24 protein-coding genes and 1 pseudogene are annotated in these 20,217 nt (G+C 61.0%); 11 read left to right on the forward strand and 14 right to left on the reverse strand.

Going from position 1 to position 20,217, the window contains the following annotated elements; genetic code table 11:
* The first annotated feature begins 2 nt into the window (after positions 1 to 2).
* Complete coding sequence (locus NUU27_RS03010) at positions 3 to 1,322, forward strand: MFS transporter (protein WP_257760571.1); 1,320 nt, start codon at positions 3 to 5, stop codon at positions 1,320 to 1,322.
* Between the two features lie 266 nt (positions 1,323 to 1,588).
* On the opposite strand, the gene NUU27_RS03015 is transcribed toward NUU27_RS03010, so the two are convergent.
* The 7 genes from NUU27_RS03015 to NUU27_RS03040 all read right to left on the reverse strand — a co-directional run bounded on the left by NUU27_RS03015 (position 1,589) and on the right by NUU27_RS03040 (position 3,980).
* The gene (locus NUU27_RS03015; protein WP_257760572.1) at positions 1,589 to 2,404 is read right to left on the reverse strand and encodes a transglutaminase family protein; all 816 of its coding nucleotides are present in this window, start codon (positions 2,402 to 2,404) and stop codon (positions 1,589 to 1,591) included.
* A gap of 12 nt (positions 2,405 to 2,416) precedes the next feature.
* On the reverse strand, positions 2,417 to 2,680 hold the full coding sequence (locus tag NUU27_RS03020) for a DUF1488 domain-containing protein (RefSeq protein WP_257760573.1): 264 nt from the start codon (positions 2,678 to 2,680) through the stop codon (positions 2,417 to 2,419).
* Between the two features lie 133 nt (positions 2,681 to 2,813).
* Positions 2,814 to 3,011, reverse strand: coding sequence for a hypothetical protein (locus NUU27_RS03025; RefSeq protein ID WP_257760574.1), 198 nt, complete (start codon positions 3,009 to 3,011; stop codon positions 2,814 to 2,816).
* Positions 3,008 to 3,244, reverse strand: coding sequence for a hypothetical protein (locus tag NUU27_RS03030; protein WP_257760575.1), 237 nt, complete (start codon positions 3,242 to 3,244; stop codon positions 3,008 to 3,010). Before NUU27_RS03030 ends, NUU27_RS03025 begins: the two co-directional genes overlap by 4 nt.
* Positions 3,245 to 3,281: 37 nt before the next feature.
* On the reverse strand, positions 3,282 to 3,425 hold the full coding sequence (locus NUU27_RS03035) for a hypothetical protein (RefSeq protein ID WP_257760576.1): 144 nt from the start codon (positions 3,423 to 3,425) through the stop codon (positions 3,282 to 3,284).
* Positions 3,388 to 3,720: a hypothetical protein gene (locus NUU27_RS25475; protein WP_308219951.1), complete on the reverse strand. Its 333-nt coding sequence runs from the start codon at positions 3,718 to 3,720 to the stop codon at positions 3,388 to 3,390. The genes NUU27_RS03035 and NUU27_RS25475 overlap by 38 nt, the downstream gene beginning before the upstream one ends.
* Positions 3,717 to 3,980 carry a hypothetical protein gene (locus NUU27_RS03040; protein ID WP_257760577.1) on the reverse strand — a complete coding sequence of 88 codons (264 nt, stop codon included), beginning with the start codon at positions 3,978 to 3,980 and terminating at the stop codon, positions 3,717 to 3,719. Before NUU27_RS03040 ends, NUU27_RS25475 begins: the two co-directional genes overlap by 4 nt.
* 508 nt (positions 3,981 to 4,488) lie before the next feature.
* Between NUU27_RS03040 and groES the strand changes: the two genes are divergently transcribed.
* The 5 genes and pseudogenes from groES to NUU27_RS03065 all read left to right on the forward strand — a co-directional run.
* Complete coding sequence (gene groES, locus NUU27_RS03045) at positions 4,489 to 4,806, forward strand: co-chaperone GroES (protein ID WP_257760682.1); 318 nt, start codon at positions 4,489 to 4,491, stop codon at positions 4,804 to 4,806.
* Between the two features lie 47 nt (positions 4,807 to 4,853).
* Complete coding sequence (gene groL, locus NUU27_RS03050) at positions 4,854 to 6,488, forward strand: chaperonin GroEL (RefSeq protein WP_257760578.1); 1,635 nt, start codon at positions 4,854 to 4,856, stop codon at positions 6,486 to 6,488.
* Between the two features lie 72 nt (positions 6,489 to 6,560).
* A complete protein-coding gene (locus NUU27_RS03055) occupies positions 6,561 to 6,953 on the forward strand; it encodes a hypothetical protein (protein WP_257760579.1) in 393 nt (130 codons plus the stop codon).
* Between the two features lie 82 nt (positions 6,954 to 7,035).
* Positions 7,036 to 7,203, forward strand: coding sequence for a hypothetical protein (locus NUU27_RS03060; protein WP_257760580.1), 168 nt, complete (start codon positions 7,036 to 7,038; stop codon positions 7,201 to 7,203).
* A gap of 229 nt (positions 7,204 to 7,432) precedes the next feature.
* Positions 7,433 to 7,558, forward strand: a pseudogene (locus NUU27_RS03065) (integrase); the annotation flags it as partial.
* A gap of 292 nt (positions 7,559 to 7,850) precedes the next feature.
* On the opposite strand, the gene NUU27_RS03070 reads toward NUU27_RS03065, so the two are convergent.
* Positions 7,851 to 9,080, reverse strand: coding sequence for an FAD-binding oxidoreductase (locus NUU27_RS03070; RefSeq protein ID WP_257760581.1), 1,230 nt, complete (start codon positions 9,078 to 9,080; stop codon positions 7,851 to 7,853).
* 9 nt (positions 9,081 to 9,089) lie between these two features.
* Positions 9,090 to 10,472, reverse strand: coding sequence for a PLP-dependent aminotransferase family protein (locus tag NUU27_RS03075; protein WP_257760582.1), 1,383 nt, complete (start codon positions 10,470 to 10,472; stop codon positions 9,090 to 9,092).
* A gap of 215 nt (positions 10,473 to 10,687) precedes the next feature.
* Between NUU27_RS03075 and dctP the strand changes: the two genes are divergently transcribed.
* The 4 genes from dctP to NUU27_RS03095 all read left to right on the forward strand — a co-directional run bounded on the left by dctP (position 10,688) and on the right by NUU27_RS03095 (position 14,062).
* Positions 10,688 to 11,707: a TRAP transporter substrate-binding protein DctP gene (gene dctP / locus NUU27_RS03080; RefSeq protein WP_257760583.1), complete on the forward strand. Its 1,020-nt coding sequence runs from the start codon at positions 10,688 to 10,690 to the stop codon at positions 11,705 to 11,707.
* 65 nt (positions 11,708 to 11,772) lie between these two features.
* Entirely contained in the window at positions 11,773 to 12,351 is a 579-nt protein-coding gene (locus tag NUU27_RS03085; protein ID WP_257760584.1) for a TRAP transporter small permease, read from the forward strand.
* A complete protein-coding gene (locus NUU27_RS03090; protein WP_257760585.1) occupies positions 12,348 to 13,655 on the forward strand; it encodes a TRAP transporter large permease in 1,308 nt (435 codons plus the stop codon). Before NUU27_RS03085 ends, NUU27_RS03090 begins: the two co-directional genes overlap by 4 nt.
* 23 nt (positions 13,656 to 13,678) lie before the next feature.
* Positions 13,679 to 14,062, forward strand: a complete 384-nt coding sequence (locus NUU27_RS03095; protein WP_257760586.1) for a RidA family protein — start codon at positions 13,679 to 13,681, stop codon at positions 14,060 to 14,062.
* A 673-nt stretch (positions 14,063 to 14,735) separates the two neighbouring features.
* On the opposite strand, the gene NUU27_RS03100 is transcribed toward NUU27_RS03095, so the two are convergent.
* The 3 genes from NUU27_RS03100 to NUU27_RS03110 form a co-directional block, all read right to left on the reverse strand.
* On the reverse strand, positions 14,736 to 14,984 hold the full coding sequence (locus NUU27_RS03100) for a hypothetical protein (protein WP_257760587.1): 249 nt from the start codon (positions 14,982 to 14,984) through the stop codon (positions 14,736 to 14,738).
* A gap of 119 nt (positions 14,985 to 15,103) precedes the next feature.
* Positions 15,104 to 15,313: a cold-shock protein gene (locus NUU27_RS03105; RefSeq protein WP_257760588.1), complete on the reverse strand. Its 210-nt coding sequence runs from the start codon at positions 15,311 to 15,313 to the stop codon at positions 15,104 to 15,106.
* A 773-nt stretch (positions 15,314 to 16,086) separates the two neighbouring features.
* The gene (locus NUU27_RS03110) at positions 16,087 to 16,323 is read right to left on the reverse strand and encodes a hypothetical protein (RefSeq protein WP_257760589.1); all 237 of its coding nucleotides are present in this window, start codon (positions 16,321 to 16,323) and stop codon (positions 16,087 to 16,089) included.
* Here NUU27_RS03110 and gcvA point away from each other — a divergent pair.
* Complete coding sequence (gene gcvA / locus NUU27_RS03115) at positions 16,318 to 17,205, forward strand: transcriptional regulator GcvA (protein ID WP_257760683.1); 888 nt, start codon at positions 16,318 to 16,320, stop codon at positions 17,203 to 17,205. The genes NUU27_RS03110 and gcvA overlap by 6 nt on opposite strands.
* A 108-nt stretch (positions 17,206 to 17,313) precedes the next feature.
* Here the strand turns inward: gcvA and NUU27_RS03120 are convergent, their stop codons facing one another.
* Both NUU27_RS03120 and NUU27_RS03125 read right to left on the reverse strand, forming a co-directional pair.
* On the reverse strand, positions 17,314 to 19,380 hold the full coding sequence (locus NUU27_RS03120) for an acetate--CoA ligase family protein (RefSeq protein ID WP_257760590.1): 2,067 nt from the start codon (positions 19,378 to 19,380) through the stop codon (positions 17,314 to 17,316).
* A gap of 7 nt (positions 19,381 to 19,387) precedes the next feature.
* On the reverse strand, positions 19,388 to 20,188 hold the full coding sequence (locus tag NUU27_RS03125) for an enoyl-CoA hydratase/isomerase family protein (protein ID WP_257760591.1): 801 nt from the start codon (positions 20,186 to 20,188) through the stop codon (positions 19,388 to 19,390).
* Between the last annotated feature and the right edge of the window lie 29 nt (positions 20,189 to 20,217).

Raw genomic sequence — 20,217 nt, forward strand, 5'->3', positions numbered from 1 at the left:
GCATGCTGCGTCGACGGCGCGATAGCAAAGGCCAACGGCGAGGCCGGATGTGGCTGTGCTTCAACGACTATCGAACCTGTTCCAGCCAAGGCCACCTGCTGCCAGAGCGCGGCGTGAAGGCTTCATCCATACCTGCTGCGTCAGGCTGGTTCATCAGCGCGCTCGGTGCCGCCCAGATCTGTTCGTGGGGGACGCTGTTTTATGGCTTCCCCCTGATTGCCGAAGCGATGCGAGCCGATCTTGGCTGGTCGAAGCCGACGCTCTATGGCGCAGCCACCTTCGGCATGCTGCTCGCGGGACTTGCGGCCTATCCGGTCGGCGCCGCGATCGACCGCGGCCATGGGCGGCGGCTGATGTCCGGAGCGTCGATCCTGGCGGGAATCCTTTTGGCTGCCTGGTCGCACGTGGAGAGCCTTGTCGCATTCTACATCGTACTTGCTGCACTCGGCTGCATGCAGGCCGCCACGCTCTACGAGCCCGCATTTGCCGTCATCGCGCGCCGCGTCGGTCCGCTCGATGCCCGCAAGGGCATCACGGCGCTGACACTGTGGGGCGGGTTCGCCAGCACCGTCTTTATCCCCGTCATTCAGTTCCTGATCGAGACGCAGGGCTGGCGCGGCGCGCTGCTCGTCATGGCGGGGGTGAACATCCTTGTCTGCGGCGGGCTCTATCTGCTGGTCATCGACCCTTCGCGCGACGCCCCAATCAGGGCTGCCGAGCCCGACGAGACCCCGCCGGCGGTGGGACGCGCAGCAGTCGCAGCCGCTATGCGCAAACCGTCCTACTGGGGCCTGATGCTCGCCTGGGTGTCCTATGCTTTCGCCTTTTCGTCGCTGACCTATCACTTCTTTCCGCTGTTGCTCGAACGCGGCCTGGATTCGGCCGGCGCGGTGCTCGTCCTGACGGTCATCGGTCCGGCACAGGTCGTGGGCCGCATCCTGATCCGCGCCTTCGCAGCCGAAGCCCCGGTGCGGTCGGTTGGCTCGGTCGTCGTCGTGGTCTTTCCACTGGCCGTGATCGGGTTTGCCTTCGCCCGACCCGAAGTCCTCGTCGTCGCGGGAGTCGCCGCCTTTTATGGCGCGGCGAACGGCATGATCACCATCGTGCGCGGCATGGCCGTGCCGGAAATGGTGACACGGGACGGCTATGGCGCGGTCAATGGCTCGCTCGTCGCGCCGATGAACATCATGACCGCGCTCGCGCCCCTCGGCGCGGCGCTGCTCTGGCAGGCAAGTGGTGGCTACGGCGCGGTTCTGGCTGCGATCTTCATCGGCTCGCTGACGCTATGCGCGGGGTTCTGGTTCGCGGCGGCGCGGAGCTGAGCGCGTGGAGCCATGAACCGGGCCCGGCTATCGACCTTCCACGCATTGGATCGATCCATCAAATAAAGGAAGCGCATGGATGATCAAGCTGGTGTGGATGACCGACCTTCATCTTATCGAGGGGGACTCTGATCTTCCGGACCTTCCAAATGAAAGTACCGGTCAGGGTTACGTGGTCAATTGTCGTCCAACATCGGCCTAAGTCCGTATCTCGCACCGATTTACGCGTCCGCGTCGCGAACAAAAATTCGGCTGCGACAAAACTGTTACGAACTCGGAGCTTGCACCTCGTACGTCCAGACGCGAAACGACTTCAGGACATGTGGTCCGAAGGAATTGATGAGCGGGATGTCGGCCGCGTCGCGGCCGCGTGCGACAACAATCCTGCCGATCCGCGGCGCATTGTTGCGAGGATCGAACGTATGCCAGGCGCCATCGAGGAAGACCTCCATCCATGCGCTGAAATCCATCGGATCGGCAACCGGAACCCCGATGTCGCCGAGATGGCCGTTGACGTAGCGCGCGGGGATGTTGAGGCAGCGGCACAACGTTACGGCGAGATGCGCAAAATCGCGACAGACACCGACGCGTTCGTGGAAGGTCTCGAAAGCCGTCCGCGTCGACCGCGCCTGCATGTAGTCGAAGCGGATATGGTTGTGGACGAAGTCGCAGATCGCTTGCACCCGGTTCCAGCCAGGTGTGAGCGCGCCGAAGGTGTCCCATGCCATCTGGCTCAGACGGTCGGTCTCGCAGTAACGGCTGCCCATCAGGTAGACGAGGCAATGGTCGGGTAATTCCGGCACCGGCATTTCCCTGGCGCCCGGCACAATCCGGTCGAGCGCGCCGTCGTCCTCGATCGTGGCGTCGCCCCACATCGTCAGGTCACCCACCGGCGCAACGAGCCGCCGGCACCGGTTGCCGAAAAGGTCCCGGTAGGTCGATACCGCAACGTCGGGAGTGGTGAATGTCGTCTCGGGAACCCTTATGTCCGCGGCCCGATCCTCGTGGACCGAAAGCAGACATACCAACGCCGTCCGCTGCTGGCAGGTCAAAGTGATCTCGTAGCCGTAGCGGATCAGCATCGCGAGCCGCCCCTAGCGGAAATCCGCGACGGTCAGAGTGTAGGACGGCCGGCGCCCGCGCGAATAGGCTTTGCGTGCGATATCGTGGATCGAACTGCGCGCTGCGTCGAAAGCGGAGAGGAAATCCGCTTCGGACCGTGACGTCGTGACAGCTCGATGCAGGGCGGCAGTCTCAACAAAGAACGGCACCTCGAACATGCCGTCATGGCCGATGAACCGAACGGCATCGCGCGCTTCATCGAAGCTGCGGCTTCTATTGGGGAACTCCAACGTCACGACTCGCAATCCTCGATTGGAGATCGTTCGATCGGTGTGCGTGGCAGGAGGCCGCCCTGAGCCATGTGACGTCTCTGGTTGCGACGGTTCAGGGACAGCATGCCTTCGGTTGGGTCGCCCCGATTGAGGTTGGTCATGTTCTGCCCCCTGCCCTCGCAGGAACACCACTGGAGACATGGTAGACGGTCCAGGAGCGATCCGTTTCGATGCGACGGCCGTATTGCTCGTCCAGGGCGTGGCGACCGACAGCGCCGCCTTCATTCTCCCAAACACTGATTGCGAGAAGATTGCGCATATGTTCGGTTTTGTCGCCGCGAGCTTTCATGGTCATAGCCTTTTTTCGTTCATCGCTTTGGCGACGATGACGCCGGAATAGAGCGTCGTGCCGGTCGCGTCGGTGATCGTCATGGCGTCCGGTCGCTGCGGCATGTCGAGGGTCTGCGAAAGCTGCCGCGCGACTTCCATTGCGTCATCGAGATCCGCGGCCTCCATGGTCTCGCGACCGACGACGGCATGCGCGTCGTCGGTGCCCCGCGTGCGGTAGAATTCGATTACGATCCGCATCGCCATCCTTCTTCGTTCCGCAGAAGCGTCATTGCCGTCAGCTCTTGCCTTTGCCACGTGGGGCGTTGACGTCCGTGGCGAGCTTGATCTGGTTGCCAAAGGTGCTTTCAGGCTTGGGCGGAGCCTTTTCCTGCTTCGGCTTTCTAATCTCGCGATTGCTTCGTTTCTGTCCCTTGGCCATGGCCAAACGTCCTTTCGATGAGAGTTGCGCCGCCACCGGACCGCGACATGCCTACCGGCTCGAGACTGTCCTGCGTCGTCACCCGCTCAAAACGTTCGTCGTCATTGCGGATGCGGTATTGGGGTGAATCGCCCGTAGGCGGCAGCGTGGCGGTCACGTGGTAGATGTCGGCGGGCAAGACCGATCTTCCAAAACCGCCCTTCAGGCGGACGCTCTGCCCGATCGCAAAGAGATGCGTCGGGGCCTCGCGCCGGATCGGGCGGGCGGTATGCCGGATAGGGCTCGTAGAGGTCATGGCTGCTGTTGGTCCTTTTCAAGTGCTGCTTCGAGATCGGCGGGGCCGATCGGCACCATCTGATGCGTCTGACCACTCATGCCGATGGCCGGCAGGTGGACAAAGGCGCCGACACGTCGCCAGGCAAGACGGGACAAGACCTCGATCAGCTCCTCGTCCTGGTCGACGCGATAATCGCCTGCAGGCTGCAGGGCGTCGAAGCCAGGCAACTGGAAGGGCGAGGAGAACCGGACGACGGTCTGCGTGGTACGGATGGTCATGGTCAGATGCCTCCGCAGGAGCACGCGGATGCGCCGCCTGCATTATTCCCATCCGAACCGGAACAATCCCGATGCTGCCAGTACATCCGTGGTCAGCGCCGGGTTCATTCCAAGGTTCGAACGGGCGGCATGCGCGCCCGATTGGCGCTATGCACATGCTGTCGAGAATCTGGGTGGTGAATGGCGGGTCGAAGTCTCTGACACCGCGAAGCCAAATCGGCCAAATCAACGTGCCTTATAGATACGCTTCAATCTTGCTCCAAACAAGGCGCTGTCCCATTTTATTTACAGTCCGGCCCTGAACGCCCCGAATCCCTGCATTCGAATAAAGTTTTCGTTGAGAAAAAGAATCCTATGCACCAGAAAAATACGAGAGTGCGACCAGAAATTACTGAGTTCGATATTATCGCGCTCTCAATAATAAATTCTGGCACTCCTATCATTCGAGTGCCAAAGGCGCTACATTGAAGAAGTGGTCGCCCTAAGCGCCGATCTCAGAAAGAATCCAATGAAATTCCGACCACTCCACGATCGTGTCGTCATTCGACGCGCGGACGGCGATTTGACGTCCAAGGGCGGGATCATCATTCCCGATACGGCGAAGGAAAAGCCCCAGGAAGGCAAAGTGATAGCCGTCGGCCCCGGTTTGCGTGACGACAACGGAAAGCTAATCCCGCTCGACGTCAAGGCCGGCGACTTCATCCTGTTCGGCAAATGGTCCGGCACCGAGGTCAGGATCGATGGCGAAGAGCTTCTGATTGTGAAGGAGGCCGACATCATGGGCATCGTCGAGAAAACCGAGACGGCCAAAAGAAAAGTGGCCTGACCGTCGATCTCCGATCCCGCATCTCAACATCGAACTGGACGAGCATCATGTCTGCCAAGGAAATCAAATTCTCCACCGACGCGCGCGACCGCATGCTGCGCGGCGTCGAATTGCTCAACAACGCCGTCAAGGTGACGCTCGGTCCGAAAGGGCGCAACGTCGTCATCGACAAGGCCTATGGCGCGCCGCGCATCACCAAGGACGGTGTGACCGTCGCCAAGGAGATCGAGCTTTCCGACAAGTTCGAGAACATGGGCGCGCAAATGGTGCGCGAAGTGGCCTCGAAGACCGACGACCTTGCAGGCGACGGCACCACCACGGCGACCGTGCTCGCCGCTTCCATCCTGCGCGAAGGCGCTAAACTGGTCGCAGCCGGTATGAACCCGATGGATCTGAAGCGCGGCATCGACCTGGGCGTCGCCGCCGTCGTCAAGGAAATCCAGGCGCGCGCCAGCAAGGTCAAGTCTTCCGGCGAGATCGCGCAGGTCGGCACGATTGCGGCCAATGGCGACGCAACCGTCGGCGAGATGATCGCCAGAGCCATGGACAAGGTTGGCAATGAGGGCGTCATCACAGTTGAGGAAGCGAAGTCGGCGGAAACCGAACTCGATGTCGTCGAGGGCATGCAGTTCGATCGCGGCTATCTCTCGCCCTACTTCGTCACCAATCCCGAGAAGATGCGCGTGGAGCTTGAGGATTGCTACATCCTCATCCACGAGAAGAAGCTCGGCAATCTTCAGGCCATGCTGCCGATCCTCGAAGCGGTGGTGCAGAGCGGCAAGCCGCTGCTGATCATCTCCGAGGATGTCGAGGGCGAGGCACTCGCCACGCTGGTCGTCAACAAGTTGCGCGGCGGCCTGAAGGTCGCCGCTGTCAAAGCTCCGGGCTTCGGCGACCGCCGCAAGGCCATGCTAGAGGACATCGCCGTGCTGACCGCCGGCCAGATGATCTCGGAGGACCTCGGCATCAAGCTCGAGAACGTCGTACTCGACATGCTCGGCCGGGCCAAGCGCGTCGTCATCGACAAGGACACGACCACGGTGATCGACGGCGCCGGCGACAAGGCCGGCATCACCGCCCGCATTGCCCAGGTCAAGGCGCAGATCGAGGAAACGACCTCGGACTATGACAAGGAGAAGCTCCAGGAGCGGCTCGCCAAACTCGCTGGCGGCGTCGCGGTGATCCGCGTTGGTGGTGCGACCGAAACCGAGGTCAAGGAAAAGAAGGACCGCATCGACGATGCACTCAACGCGACACGCGCGGCGGTCGAGGAAGGCATCGTTCCCGGTGGAGGCGTGGCGCTGCTGCGCGCCAGGACTGCCCTGGCCACGCTGACCGGCGGCAATGCCGACGTCACCGCAGGCATCTCGATCGTGCTCAGGGCGCTCGAGGCCCCGATCCGGCAGATTGCCGAAAATGTCGGCGTCGAGGGCTCGATCGTCATCGGCAAGCTGACAGACGGCAAAGACCGCAACCAGGGCTTCGATGCGCAGACCGAATCCTATGTGGACATGATCAAGGCCGGCATCGTCGACCCCGCCAAGGTTGTACGCACCGCCTTGCAGGACGCCGGGTCGATCGCGGCCCTGCTGATCACCGCCGAGGCGATGATAGCCGATATACCGCCGAAGGATGCGACCCCAGCCGGTAACGGCGGGAGCATGGGCGGAATGGGATACTGAGCAATGCCGGAGCCATTCGGTCACCGTGGCCGAAAGGTCGATCCTCAACAGCAATCAGGAAGGAATATTTCCATGGCCATGCAAAGCAATAGCAAGAAATCGATCACCCAACGCTGGGACGACTACCAGCCGACAAAGTCGACGCTCGTCTGGGCGTGTGCCGGGGCGGCTGTTGCCACCATGATTGTCGGATTTACGTGGGGCGGCTGGGTCACCGGCGGCACATCGCGCGACCTTGTCTCGACGGCGGGAATTGCGGCGCGTGGCGAACTGGCAAGTGAGATCTGCGTCGAGCGCTTCAATGCTGCGCCCAACTCGGCTGCACGCCTGGTCGAATTGAAGGCGATAACCAGCACCTCGGCCAAGCGGCAGTTCATCGAGGCAGGTGGCTGGGCGACGATGCCCGGACAGACCAGCCCTGACAGGCGCGGCGCCGAAGCCTGCGCGGTGGCTCTCGCTGCCTGAATCCCGCCAGAATTGAAACGGCCACCGCCGGGACATCTGCCCCGGCGCACATGTCCGATCAACGGAACAAGGAGTGCGATTGATGATCACCTTCGTAAAGAAAACCGAGCCTCAGCCTGCGTCTGACCAAAGCGAAGAGAACCGTTTTGAGCAGATCCGCAAGGCTGCAAAGGAGAGGCATCGGAAATCAGACACCGACGGTACCCGCCGCCGCGCCCGTCAAACCGCCGAGGACAACCGGCTGATCTGAGGCGCTAGCGTCCGACCCGAACAGGCAACATCCAATGAGACATCTTGATCGAATAAGGACGGAACCGTCGCTCTGGCTGCTGATACTGATGGTCGGGGGCGTGGCCGCCATGATTCTTTACATGGTTCTCACCAGCATCACCTATTGAATAAAATTGCAATTCGACGATCGACAACCAGTCCCGCGTTGCTCCATCGGCCAATCAAGGCCGAGGAGATTTAATATGGGTCATAAGGCGACAGGAAATCTTCGCGCCATCCAGATCTTGCTCGGTCACTCCAAGAGCGAGAACACCGTTCGCTATCTTGGCATCGACGTAGAGGATGCGCTACTCTTGGCCGAGCGTACAGAGATCTCAAACCGAGCGGTCATTCGCGGCGCATCGTGGATGGCCGCTTTGGCTCTCAGAACAGGTTGCTGATCTTTCCAGTTGGGCTGGGCAGCTGGTCGCAAGTCGCGCTCAAAACCTGACAGTTCGATGACGGCCCCCGTCCTGACGACGGCGAAGAGCCCTTATGACAGCCGTGGAGGACTTACTCTGCAGCAACCTAGAGCGGATACTCTTCGCGAACATTTTTTAGTGCTTCGATGGTGCAGGTTCTGCTGCCAATGTTCACTTGTTGCCAGGCACCGGTGGTTTGGCGCTGTCAATTCGAGAATGCAACAAGATTCGCCGGATCGGTCCTTCCAGTTACAAGGTCAGCGACGATTCGAGCAGTCGCGGGCGCGAGGGTTAGGCCGAGATGTCCATGGCCAAATGCGAGGATGACGTTATCGCCACCCCGGGACGGCCTGATAACCGGGACCGAATCCGGCATCGACGGCCGAAAGCCCAGCCATGTTCGTGCCGGTGAGCCCAGCGACGGAAGTAGTTCCCGCGCACCGCGCTCCAGAAGCGCAATGCGACGTGGATCAGGCGGAGCGGTCAGCCCGCCGAGTTCAACCGTACCCGCGACACGCAGCCTGTGCTGCATGGGGACGAGATAGAAGCCCCGCGCCGTCGGGCAGACAGGGCGCGACACTGGTGGCTGTTCCATGTCGAACTCGACATGGTAGCCGCGCTCGGTGTCGAGCGGCACACGATCACCCGCCTGCGCGGCAAGCTGTTTGGAATGTGCGCCTGCGGCAATGACCACCGTACGCGCCCAGACCTCGCCGGTACCGATCCGCAGATGCACGGCCGCGCCTGTGCGCACGAGTGCTTCCGCTTTCGTTCGGAGAAAGCGGACGCCGGCGGAGGCTGCGGCGTTCGCCAGCCGGCGCATCATCTCGCCGGGATCGGAGAGATGCAGTGCATCCGGAAAGAACACGCCACCACCCTCGAATGCCGGCAGGCCAGGTTCGAGCGCGGCAACTTCGGCCGCAGTCAGGAACGCCTGCTCGATGCCGTGCCGTTTGCGCAGGGCGATCTCGGACGCGGCAGCATGGAAGGCGTCGGCAGAAGCATAGAGGTAGAGGCAGCCGTTCTGACGCATGAGGTCCGTCGCGCCAGCCTCGCCGGCGAGTTCACGCCACGCTTCACTTGCCCCCGAAAGCAATCGTGCCAGTTTGGCCGCGTTCCGTGCCGCCTGGGCCGGCTGGGATTGCCACGCGAAACGCAACAGCCAGGGCATCAGCGCTGGCAGTGCGGACCTGCGGATCGCGAGGGGGCTGTCGCGGTCGAACAACAGCGACGGCAGGTTGCGCAGAACGGCCGGCGTGCCGACGGGAATGACGGCGTAGTCGGCAATGGTGCCGGCGTTGCCGTAGGAAGCGCCGGATCCGGGCTCGTTCGGCTCGATGACCATGACCTCGCGTCCGCCGGTAGCAAGCTGCAGGGCTATGGCAAGTCCGATGACGCCACCTCCGATAATCGCGACTTCGGTTGCTTCCTGCATCGCCGCTGCTCAGATCATCGTTTCATAGAGGCGCCGGTCCGCTTTCAGCACGTCCCGGAGGCTCTCCAAAGCGCGCCGGAGATCTTCCGGCGAGCGCGCCGCTCCAACGTTCACTCGTACAGCGTGCGGCACCGAATCGCGGCCGACCGCAAAGACCTCGCCGGAAAGAACGCCGACGCCAGCCTGCGCGGCCGCGCGGGCGAACGCGTTCGCATGCCAAGGCTCTGGCAAGTGCAGCCAGAAATGTGTCGCGACGTCATCTGTCCAAATGTTCACGTCATGCAGAACTTCCCGAACCACCGCCTGACGCCTGCCGAACTCGTCGCGTTGACCGGCAACAATCCGCTCCACGTGGCCGTCCTCGATCATCCGTGTCGCGATCAACGCATTGAGCGGGCTGGTGCTCCAGCAGTTGATGCGAAGCATCGCCGCAATGTCGGCCACGAGCGCCCTGGGGGCTAGGACGGCACCGAACCGCAAGCCCGGCGCGACGCATTTCGACAAGCCGCCGATATGGACTGTGATGTCAGGGTCGGACGACACCAGAGTGCGCGGCGCATCCGCTTTCAATGGACGATAGACGTCGTCCTCGACGATCAGCACGCCGTGCTTGCGCGCGATTGCGGCAAGCTCGCACTTGCGCTCGGAGGACAGCGTAATCGTCGTCGGATTGTGCAGGGTCGGCACGAGGAACAGCGCGCGTGGCTTGAACTCGTTGCAGGTCCTGTCCAGCGCATCCGGCAGCATACCATCGCGGTCAATTGCAACCGGCCTGAGGTTGAGGTCTAGCGAGCGGCACAGTGCGCCAATGCCCTGATAGGTGACCGCGTCCGCCAAAATCGCATCGCCCTGCCGTGCTACGGCACCGAGGACGCAGGCGAGGCCGTTCTGCGCTCCGTTGGTCACGATGATTCTTGACGGATCGTTGATACCGGCTGCGGGAGACAACCAGTCGGCAACCGCCTCTCGAGCCCAGCCCGGACCTTCGGGCGCGTGAAAGTCCTGCAGCGAAGTGTAGCGTTTGTCGCGCGGTAGCTGCGGCATCAGGGCCGCAAGAGCCTCAAGGTAGCCAGTTGTGGCCGGTCGGTTGACTGACAAGTCTATAAAGCCCTGCTCCTCAACTGGCGCTGACTTGAAGCTGGCGTTCACCGAGGGGTCGGCGATGATCGAACCTCTGCCGGCGCGACTCTCCACCAGCCCGCGCTCCTGCAAGTCCGCGAAGGCACGGGTGATCGTGGTCAAATTGACGCCGACCATACGCGCGATGTCGCGCTGCGGCGGAAGCCGTTCACCGACGGTAAGCTTGCCCTGCACAATGCCGTCGGCAATCAGGTCAGCGATCTGCCGGTAGATTGGCACGTCACCCGCTACGAACTTCGTCTTCTCAAACATGCGAACTGGCTGATCCTCGAATCTCATGCACGCTTTGTGCCACACGCAAATAGATCATGCAATTAATCATATTTCATAAAAACATGACATGCAAAGAAGGGTTAAGCGAAAAAAGATGACATTATTGGCCGGTTGACGATGGATCGATATCGTGCAAGTTTCAAATCGATGACTTGTATGGTCATACATTAGAAGCAATCGCTGCTGAGAGCTCGGTGGAGGAGACCGCAATGACACAAAACAATCGCAAAGTCGCAACGCTGCTGGCCGTCACAGCCCTTCTACTTACCGGGGCAGCGCACGCCGAGACGCTGCGCCTGTCCACCTTGAAACAGCCAGGCTCGGACGGCGCGCAGGCCGCAGAGAAATTCGCAACGCTTGTCGGGGAGCGAACCGAAGGACGCGTCGAGGTCAAGGTCTATCCTGCCAGCCAACTCGGCGACTGGACCGAGGTCTACGAGCAGGTCATGCAGGGCGCGATCGACATGGCCATGCAGCCGCTGGCAACCGCTGACGACAAGCGACTCGCCATCACCTGGTTTCCCTACGCCTTCACCAATTACGAGACGGCGAAACAGTCGCTGTCGCCCGGCGGCGCGGTATTCGACATCGTCAGCGAAGCAATCGCCGACAAAGGCTTGACGCCCCTCGGCGTTTATGGCGAGGGCATGGGCGGCGCCGGCTTCGCCGGGGCGGTCGCAAATCCCTCCGACACGGAACTCAAGCGAAACCTCAAGATCCGCGTCTGGCCGGGCGGCGTCACACACAGGGTCCTGCTGGAGCGCTTCGGCTTCAACACCGCCACGCTGCCATGGGCCGAACTCTATACTGGCATGCAGACCGGAGTGGTCGACGGACAGATCGGCGGCACCGCCGGCATGGCGCTCGAATCGTTCAAGGACATCACCAAGACCTGGGTCCAGTATAACGACCACTTTGAAGGCGACTGGTTCATCGTCAACTCGGAGAGGTATGCCTCGCTCTCGGAGGCTGACCAGAAGATCCTACTCGACGCGGCGCAGGAAGTCAGTTCGGAACGTTTCGAGCAGGTCGAAGCGGCCGACGCTAAACATCTGGACACGATGCGTCAGGCGGGTATCGAGGTAGTGACCTTCGACGACGCAACGCTGGATAAGCTGGCAGGCGTCGCGCGTACCGACGTTTGGCCGCAGATCGCCGGCGAGCTCGGCGAGGAAACCCTCAGCCAGTTGAAGTCCTCCCTCGGCATCAATTGATGCCCCTTGGGACCCGGCGGCAGTCTCCCGGCCGGGTCCATTCTTCTTCTGAGAGGCAAGACGCGATGCAGGAAGACGAAACCACCGTCGCAGTTGCAGTACCGGGCAGCATACATGCAGGTGTCAATACGCCGGACTTTCTCTCGGGCCGCGGTCTGGCGATCTGGAACGCCAAGCTCATTCTGCAGCGCCTTGTGCTGCTCGTCTGCGGCGCGGCACTCACCGCCCTCGTGACGGTGCAGGTCTTCACCCGCTACGTCGTGGGCATCTCGCTGTTCGGCATCGAGGAACTGGCGAGCTTCGTAGCCGTCTATCTCTATTTTATCGGTGCATCACACGGCGCTTGGGAGCGTGGGCATATTTCAGCGAGCCTGGTCGAGCTCTTCCTCCCCGAAGGCAAGGCGCGCACCGCGATGGCCATCTTTTCCAGCTTGGTGACTGTCGTCCTCTCGGGCTGGATGACGGTGTGGGCATTTCAGTACCTCGCCTTCACGATCAGACGCGGAACCATGTCGCTTGAGACCGGCATTCCGCTCGCCTGGGTGCATGGCGTGATGCCGCTCGGCCTTACCTTGATGACGCTCTATTTCGTGGTTGAGCTTCTCGACCGCTGGAACCTGCTTCGCGGTAAGACAAGCCGATGAGCCCGCTGATCCTCATCGACGCGCTGCTGCTGACGGTTTTGCTGATCATCGGTGTGCCAGTCCCACTCTGCTTTGCAGGCGCGGTCCTGTTCCTAGTGTTGACGGGCGACTTCGGCAACGCCAGCTTCCTGGTCGGAGCCGGCTATGCAAAGCTCTCCTCGATCGTGTTGGTGGCGATTCCGCTCTACATCCTCGCCGGAGGGATCATGAGCCGCGGCGGCATTGCCGGCCGCCTCGTCGACCTTGCCGACACCGTGTTCGGGCGCATGCGCGGCGGCCTCGGCATCGTCGTCATCATCGCGACCGCCATCTTCGGCGCCATATCGGGCATGGCCTCCTCGGCTGTCGCCGCGATCGGCACAATCATGATCCCTCGTATGGAAGAGCGAGGTTACGACCGTGCCTATGCAACTGCACTCGTTTCGGCCTCGGCCGTTCTGGCTTTGCTCATCCCGCCCAGCGCCTCGATGATCCTGTTCGGCTGGGTCACAGGCACCTCAATCCTCGCCTGCTTCCTGGCGCCTGTTGTGCCGGGTCTCCTGCTTTGCCTGTTGCTGGGAAGCTGGAACTACGTGCTGACGCGGCGCATGCCGCTTGTCGCACCTGAAAGGGCAACCACTCGGCAGGTCATGCAAGAGTTTGCGCGGCGCACGAAACGGGCCGGCTTTGGCCTCGCCATGCCTCTGATCATTCTCGGCTTTATCTACGGCGGCATCACCACCCCGACCGAAGCGGCGGCCGTCGCCGTCGTCTACGCTATACCGGTCTCAATCTACATCTATCGCGACATGAACTGGCGCGACACGAGCGAGGTAATCTGGCGTGCCGGGCAGACGACAGGCGTGCTGATGGTGCTGATTTTCTTCGCCGCCATGCTCGGGCGCGTCTGGACGCTGGAGAATGTACCGCAGCAGATCATGGAGGGCTTTCTCCTAGTGAGCGAGAATCCGGTGATCCTGCTGCTGCTCGCCAACCTCTTCCTGATGATCGTCGGCATGTTCATGGAGGACGTCAGCGGCATCCTGCTCGCATCGCCGCTGCTCATGCCGGTCATGGTCCATGCTGGAGTCGATCCGATCCAGTTTGCCGCGATCGTCGCCACCAATCTTGGTATGGGACTGATCACGCCACCGACCGCGCCGATCCTCTACTTCGCCGCCTTGATCGGCAAGGTGCCGTTGGCCAAGATGCTGACGCCGACGCTAGTCTTCGTATTCCTTGCCTATTTGCCCGTGGTTCTCTTGACGACCTTCGTACCCAGCCTCTCGCTAGCCCTGCCACGGCTCGTGCTGGGCGTTCCGTGATCCTCGCAAACCAAGGCAAGACAATGAAAATCGAGCGCTTTCCCGCCCAATCAGTCTCGTCGGGCAATGGTCCGCCCTATTCTATGGCCGTGCGTTGCAACGGATTCATTTTTTTTGTTTCCGGCCAAGTTGGGATGACCAGCGAGGGGGCGCTGGTGGCGGGAGGCATCGTTCCTGAGACGCACCAAACCATCGGCAACGTGAAGAGTGTATTGACCGCCTTCGGACTCGGTCTGGAACATGTCGTCAAGGTCATGGTTTGGCTCGCCGATCCGTCCGATTATGACGCCTTCAACGAGGTCTATCGGGAGCATTTCGGCGAGGCACTACCTGCCCGCGTCTGCGTACGCTCCGAGCTTATGGGTCCCTACCGCGTGGAAATCGAGGTACTGGCCGCCGAAGCTTGACGCCAGCGTCGGATTACCATCGAACGGCCTCATGACCAGCGTCCAATCAACGTCAAGTCACCACAATTCCCGTGCCAACCCGGCTGCCGGCTCGTCAAAATCTGTTGCCCCAAGCTGTCCGCCCGCTCCCGGCTCCCAAACCGGCCTGGCGGACAGCATACCTATGCCGCAAGCAGCCGAGAGAACAATCGGAGCCTGTAGCGGTAGCGGTCCTCCGAAACCACATTAAACCCTTGAAATACTTGTCTTTTTAGGACTGGTCGCAGTTTCCGACGTAACCTTCCTTTGCCCTGGTTTCGCGTTTGTACCTCTCCTGTACCTCTGACAACTAGGTCGGAGGCCATCAGGGTTGCTCAACAAACTGATGTCTGGCGTGGATCCATAAACGTCTTCGATGAGATCGAGGACGCCGCGGTCACGGAATAGGAGATGATGGGTTGCGCTGACAGGTGCACATCCAACTTGCTTGAGGCATATTTGGGGGAGCGCCCGCCAGCGCGCGTTAAATTGCCTCCCGCAATCCAAGCGGGCAATAGCGTCCTTCCGTGGGGTGGCCGTCACGCCCTCATGATTGATCCCACAATCGCTTTCGCTTCCCGTTCCCCGATGTCGTTTCGGATCGAAGCGAGCGCTGCCCGAACACGTCGCCGCACAGGAGAATACGTCGCACCTGTCAGCTGCCGGGTGGAGCGCTTTCCTCCCGACCCTTTCTTCTTGCTTTCGGTTTAATCGGGTTGGGCTCCGTGGCCTGTCGCGCTTCTCTTTCCAGCCGCGCTTGCCGAAGTCTTTTGGACTTGGCCTGACGGCGCTCGGTCTCAGCCTCGATGATTGCCCGCGCAGCCTGGTCGGTCGTCTCCGCCTTGGTTTCGGCTTTCGATCGCCTGGACCGGATCAGATCGTCTTTTGCAACGGTCCCGGTCATGATGTCTGCATCCTTCCGGTTCTTTGAAAAAGCAAAAGGCCGGACGCAAGCCCAGCCTTTCTGCTCTACCCCGATAGTCCGTGCCAGTACATCCGTGGTCACAGACAGGAGAGAAGACCTTACGCCGCCTGCAAATTCTCGGCCGCGCTCTTGCCGTTGCGGTCGTCCTTCACGATGTCGAAGCTGACCTTCTGCCCTTCCACGAGGGTTTGCATTCCCGAGCGCTCGACGGCCGAGATATGGACGAAAACGTCCGGCTGTCCATTGCCCAGTTCGATAAAGCCGAAGCCTTTCGTGGAGTTGAAGAATTTCACGGTTCCAGTGTTCATGACGATTTCCTTCCATCGTTCACTGATGATTGCTTGCCATGCATGAGGCGCGGCAAACGGATGAGATCGATTTTGAGAGAGGAAGATCGTCGACAAGCGCGGTTGGCGCGAGAAACAAAGTTCAACCGCAAGCACGATCGATAGCCGGCATATAGGTGTCAAAGATGTCCGAAACAAGACCGGATGCAGAGACCCTCACCGGCAACGATCACTCGGCTATGATTTATCCGATGATCCAATCTTCGGCTGACGGCTTTTTAAATCGGCGCCCGTTGTTGCGCGCTCAGTTTTCAAAGAAAAATCTTTGTGTTCGACTTTACGCAGAAAATGGCGCATCTTAGTCCATGAAAATAATCCAGCGCATCACCTCCGAAATCACTTGGGCTCTAACGGCGGCCACCTTAATCACGATCGGTGCGTGGTTGCTTTACATCGTGCTCACGAGCATCACTTGGTAACGACGGTCGCGCCGTCTCCCAGCTAGTATAGGGAATGCGCCTCGAAGGGGCGGCCCATGGCAAGGCTCGGCGCTCCGTTCCCTGCCCGACGATCAGCCCACGATTGTTGAGAAGCCGGACATCCCCGAATGATCGTCCCGCCGCAGCGCCCCGAAAGATTATCCAGACCGCAGCAGCGACTGCCAGCCAGCCCCTCGAGGCGGAGTTCCAAAGCATCGCGCAGCGCGCCATGGCGGCCGGCCGCAGCGAGAGCGACGCCCTTCGTCGCGCGCACGATCCTCGATCGCCCGGCGCGGCCGAGGCAGGGCCGGTTGGTCACATGCATGCGCGGCAATCCTCTAGTTCGGATCGCAATTTGTCGTTGACCGAAGCCCCTTGATCGATTGCATCATTGGCGATGGTCATCGCCTGCGCTTCAATCAATTTGTTCCGCTTCATCCGACTGCGCTCGAACGAGCCTGACGGCTCGACTTTACCACCATTTTCTTTGAATGCTGGAGGGTCTGCGTGATAAGCTTCCGGTTCCGAGAGTACCCAATGCAATACATGCACACGAGCTATCCTCCTCTCAATCCCCTGCGAACCTTTGAAGTCGCTGCTCGGCTATGCAGTCTCACATTGGCTGCCGAAGAGCTGAATGTGTCCCAGGTGGCGGTCAGCCGGCAGGTAAAGGTGCTTGAAGAATATCTTGGAGTGACGCTGTTCAAGCGATTGCATCGCGGGATTGAGCTCACCGACGAGGGAAAGCAACTGTACGACGGCGTCGCCCGCGCCTTTCAGGATATCGGAAATGCATCCCGTTTGGTTTCACGGCGAGGGCGGCGCGATATCCTTGCCATCCAGTCCTACACCACCTTTTCGCAGCGCTGGCTCATCCCTCGACTGACGCATTTCCACGATGCCCATCCGCGGATCGAGGTCCGGCTCAGCTCGTCCATCGCACCCGTGGACTTCGAAACCCAGAATCTCGATGCGGCGATCCGTGCGGGTAAGGGCGATTGGCCTGGTCTGCACAGCGAAAAGCTCGCGGACATCGAGCTCATTCCAATCTGTTCGCCAGCCTTTCACCTTCAGCACAAACTTGAACATCCCAACGATCTTTCACGTGTGCGTCTCCTCCATTCCATGGCGCGACCAACGGACTGGGCGGCCTGGATCAAGCGTGTTGGAGCAAACGTGGACGCCAATCCCGGGATGCGCTTCGAAAGTTCAGCCTTGGCCTATGAGGCTGCGTCGCTCGACGGCGGTGTAGCGATTGCCGTCAAGGTCTTCGTCAAGCGACAATTGCACAATGGCAGCCTTGTCGCACCTTTTGAGCAGACCTGTTACAGCGGCGAGGGCTATTTCCTGACCTGGCCGCAGAATACCATGCCCTCTCCTCCGCTCATGAAGTTCCTGGGATGGATACGCGACCAGATGCAGCTTGAAGAATGAGGAAGCTCGTCAAGCATTCCCCACACATTGAGTTTGCTCCAGGAGATGCGGCTGCTTTGGTAGCGAGATCGGATCGGGATCACCATTCGGCGGGCCGCAGTTGCTGGGTCAGTCAAGGACGATGAGGCTATCGCCTGCCCGCGTGCCTTGCCCTTCGGGAAGAACGAAGACCGGATTGATCTCGGCTTCCTTCAGACGGCCGTTAAGCGTTTCGGCCATTTCCCCGAAGGACAGAATCGTGTCGACAAGCGCGTCGATATCGGCCTTGGGCCGCCCGCGGTAGCCCTTGAGGAGCGCGCCGAACCTGATCTCTTCGATCATGCTGCGGGCACTGTCGGGAGTGAGCGGAAGTAGTCGGATCGCGACATCCTGGTAGAGTTCGGTCGTCACGCCGCCGGCGCCGAGGAGCACATAGGCTCCGAGCTGCGGGTCGCTGTTGAAGCCGAGGATCATCTCCACTCCGCCGACGACCTGCTCTTGCACGAGGAAGCCGTCGACCTTGGCCGACGTGGCCGAGGTGACGCGGGCGAGCATGTCCATGCACACCCTGTGCACATCGGACGGATCGACATTCAGCGCGACGCCACCGAATTCTGATTTGTGCAGAATCTCGCTGGACAGAATCTTGACGACCACGGGACCGTTGAAACCTCGCGCGGCTTCGGCCGCCGCCTCGGCCGTTTCGGCGGCGATCTCGCGCGTCACCGGCACGCCGAAGCGGGCGCACAGCGTTTTGGCCTGTGCCTCATTCAGCGCTCCGGAGGGAATGTCAGAGCAGTCCACATTCCGATGTGACCGTGCCTGAGGGACATCAGACATGCGGCGAGGAAGCAATGCCCGCAAGGCGGACGCACAGCTTTCGGGTGCGGCGAAGGCGGGGATGCCACGCTGGTTCAGATGACGCACGATGTTCGGGGCGTCCGGGCTGACATAGGCAAGGATCGGCTTGTCGGTAAGGTCAAGCGAGCCGAGCACAGGCTCAGCCACGAGATCGGGCTTCGCGATAGAGGACGAGCCCACGACGATCACGATCGCATCGTAGGACGAACTTTCGGTGATGATGCTGAGGATCGAGCGGAAAAGGTCCGGCCGCAACCCCGCCAGTGTCACGTCGATGGGGTTACGATCCAGTGACGCCTCCGCCAGGTCCAGCGCCAGGAGCTTCTCAGCTGTCTCCCTGTCCGGCACAGGGATATCGAGGCCCGATAGCCCTACATTGTCGGCTACCACAGTCGCCGCCCCCCCGGTCGAGGTAACGATTGCCACACGATTACCAGCCATCCGCCGGCCCTGAGAGAGGGCTGCGGGAATGTCGAGAAGATCTGCGAAGGTCTGCGCACGGATCACCCCAAGTTGCGCAAAGAGCGCATCATAGACCTCGTCTGCGCCCGCCAGCGCACCGGTATGCGATACGGCGGAGCGAGCGCCGGATTCCGAACGGCCTACCTTATAAGCGACGATCGTCTTGCCGGCCGTGATTACCCGGGTGGCGGCGGCCCGGAACTTCGTCACATCGCGGATGGTCTCGAGATAGATCGCGACAACCGACGTATTGTCGTCATCGGCCAGCGCGTCGAGGAAGTCGGAAACCTCCAGATCTGCCTCATTGCCGGTGGCCACGAGTTTCGAAAAACCGATGCCGCGGGCCACGGCGCGCGACAGCAGCGAGCCCAGGATGCCGCCGCTTTGCGACAGAAGTGCAATTTTTCCGGTAGGGAAATCGTCGGTCTCCATCGCGCCGCTCGCAGTCAGCGGAATGCGGTCGGTCAGGTTGACAAGGCCAATGGTATTCGGCCCGAGGATGCGCATCCCACCCGCAGCTTCTCGCAGTTCGGCCTGCCGACGGCGACCCTCTTCGCCCGCCTCGCCAAAGCCGGAGGCAAGCACGACAGCCGCCTTCGTGCCCCGCACCGAAAGATCACGCACGGCCTCGACCACGCGGCCCGCACCGACGAGAACAAGGCCAAGGTCGGGCGCCTCGGGCAAGTCGGCGGCGCAGGCATAGCTCTTCAGACCGGCAATGGTCTCGTAGCGTGGATTGATCGGATAGATCGTTCCGGCGTAACCCTGCCTCTGCAGATGGGCAATCGGACGCCCCGTCAGCTTCCGAGGATCGTTCGACGCCCCGACGACGGCAACGCTCTTGGGATTCAGGATCGCGTCTATCGCGGTCATTGGTGCCTCACTTCGACTTCTTGTTGAGAAAATCCTCGACGGATCGGCGGTGTTCGGCGGTCGTGTAGCAGACCGCCTGCGCCTCGCGGCCAAGCGCAAAAATTTCCTCATCACTGCGCTCGAATGTCTTGTCGAGTATTTCCTTGCTGAGAGCGATGGCGGTAGGCGATCCGAAGCTCAATTCCCTGGCCCAGGCGTGCGCGGCATCAAGCAGCACTTCAGGCTTGGCAACACGGTCGATCATGCCGATGGCAAGTGCCTCGTCCGCCTCGACCACACGGGCACTGAAGATCAGCTCCTTGGCCTTCGGCAGGCCGACCCTGCGCGGCAGGAAGTACATGCCGCCGCCATCGGAGACGAGCCCGCGTTTTATGAAACTCATGCACATCTTGGTGCCATCGGCGGCAATGATGAAGTCACAAGCCAGCGCCATGTCCAGCCCAAGGCCGAACGCCGCCCCGTTGACTGCTGCAATCACGGGCTTGGTCACACTATGGATTGCCGCTACGCCTCGGTGGGTATTTTTCTGGCGCTTCCAGCCGTTAAAAGCGACCTCGCCTGCCGGCGCCTCCAGACGAGCACGCATTCCCGCAATGTCTCCGCCGGAGCAGAAACTCTTGCCCGCACCCGTGAGGATGATGGCACGCACGGACTTATCGGCATCAGCCGTGGAGAAGGCTTCGATCAGTTCAGCGCGCATCTTGTCGTTGATGGCGTTATGGACCTCCGGGCGGTTCAAGGTGATCGTCGAAATCCCGTCTTCTAGCGAGCTGAGAACAAATTCGTGCGTCGTTGCGGCGACATTCATTTAACTGTCCTTTTGTGTTTGCCTGCGGC

Origin of the sequence: Nitratireductor sp. ZSWI3, from assembly GCF_024655565.1 — a bacterium.
Lineage (GTDB): Bacteria > Pseudomonadota > Alphaproteobacteria > Rhizobiales > Rhizobiaceae > Nitratireductor.

What these genes read in the sequence shown, in the direction of transcription:
- NUU27_RS03010 (WP_257760571.1), top strand. Translation starts at nt 3, where the DNA reads ATGCTGCGTCGACGGCGCGATAGCAAAGGCCAACGGCGAGGCCGGATG.
- NUU27_RS03015 (WP_257760572.1), bottom strand. Translation starts at nt 2,404, where the DNA reads ATGCTGATCCGCTACGGCTACGAGATCACTTTGACCTGCCAGCAGCGG.
- NUU27_RS03025 (WP_257760574.1), bottom strand. Translation starts at nt 3,011, where the DNA reads ATGACCATGAAAGCTCGCGGCGACAAAACCGAACATATGCGCAATCTT.
- NUU27_RS03030 (WP_257760575.1), bottom strand. Translation starts at nt 3,244, where the DNA reads ATGCGGATCGTAATCGAATTCTACCGCACGCGGGGCACCGACGACGCG.
- NUU27_RS03035 (WP_257760576.1), bottom strand. Translation starts at nt 3,425, where the DNA reads ATGGCCAAGGGACAGAAACGAAGCAATCGCGAGATTAGAAAGCCGAAG.
- NUU27_RS25475 (WP_308219951.1), bottom strand. Translation starts at nt 3,720, where the DNA reads ATGACCTCTACGAGCCCTATCCGGCATACCGCCCGCCCGATCCGGCGC.
- NUU27_RS03040 (WP_257760577.1), bottom strand. Translation starts at nt 3,980, where the DNA reads ATGACCATCCGTACCACGCAGACCGTCGTCCGGTTCTCCTCGCCCTTC.
- groES (WP_257760682.1), top strand. Translation starts at nt 4,489, where the DNA reads ATGAAATTCCGACCACTCCACGATCGTGTCGTCATTCGACGCGCGGAC.
- groL (WP_257760578.1), top strand. Translation starts at nt 4,854, where the DNA reads ATGTCTGCCAAGGAAATCAAATTCTCCACCGACGCGCGCGACCGCATG.
- NUU27_RS03055 (WP_257760579.1), top strand. Translation starts at nt 6,561, where the DNA reads ATGGCCATGCAAAGCAATAGCAAGAAATCGATCACCCAACGCTGGGAC.
- NUU27_RS03060 (WP_257760580.1), top strand. Translation starts at nt 7,036, where the DNA reads ATGATCACCTTCGTAAAGAAAACCGAGCCTCAGCCTGCGTCTGACCAA.
- NUU27_RS03070 (WP_257760581.1), bottom strand. Translation starts at nt 9,080, where the DNA reads ATGCAGGAAGCAACCGAAGTCGCGATTATCGGAGGTGGCGTCATCGGA.
- NUU27_RS03075 (WP_257760582.1), bottom strand. Translation starts at nt 10,472, where the DNA reads ATGTTTGAGAAGACGAAGTTCGTAGCGGGTGACGTGCCAATCTACCGG.
- NUU27_RS03085 (WP_257760584.1), top strand. Translation starts at nt 11,773, where the DNA reads ATGCAGGAAGACGAAACCACCGTCGCAGTTGCAGTACCGGGCAGCATA.
- NUU27_RS03090 (WP_257760585.1), top strand. Translation starts at nt 12,348, where the DNA reads ATGAGCCCGCTGATCCTCATCGACGCGCTGCTGCTGACGGTTTTGCTG.
- NUU27_RS03095 (WP_257760586.1), top strand. Translation starts at nt 13,679, where the DNA reads ATGAAAATCGAGCGCTTTCCCGCCCAATCAGTCTCGTCGGGCAATGGT.
- NUU27_RS03100 (WP_257760587.1), bottom strand. Translation starts at nt 14,984, where the DNA reads ATGACCGGGACCGTTGCAAAAGACGATCTGATCCGGTCCAGGCGATCG.
- NUU27_RS03105 (WP_257760588.1), bottom strand. Translation starts at nt 15,313, where the DNA reads ATGAACACTGGAACCGTGAAATTCTTCAACTCCACGAAAGGCTTCGGC.
- gcvA (WP_257760683.1), top strand. Translation starts at nt 16,318, where the DNA reads ATGCACACGAGCTATCCTCCTCTCAATCCCCTGCGAACCTTTGAAGTC.
- NUU27_RS03120 (WP_257760590.1), bottom strand. Translation starts at nt 19,380, where the DNA reads ATGACCGCGATAGACGCGATCCTGAATCCCAAGAGCGTTGCCGTCGTC.
- NUU27_RS03125 (WP_257760591.1), bottom strand. Translation starts at nt 20,188, where the DNA reads ATGAATGTCGCCGCAACGACGCACGAATTTGTTCTCAGCTCGCTAGAA.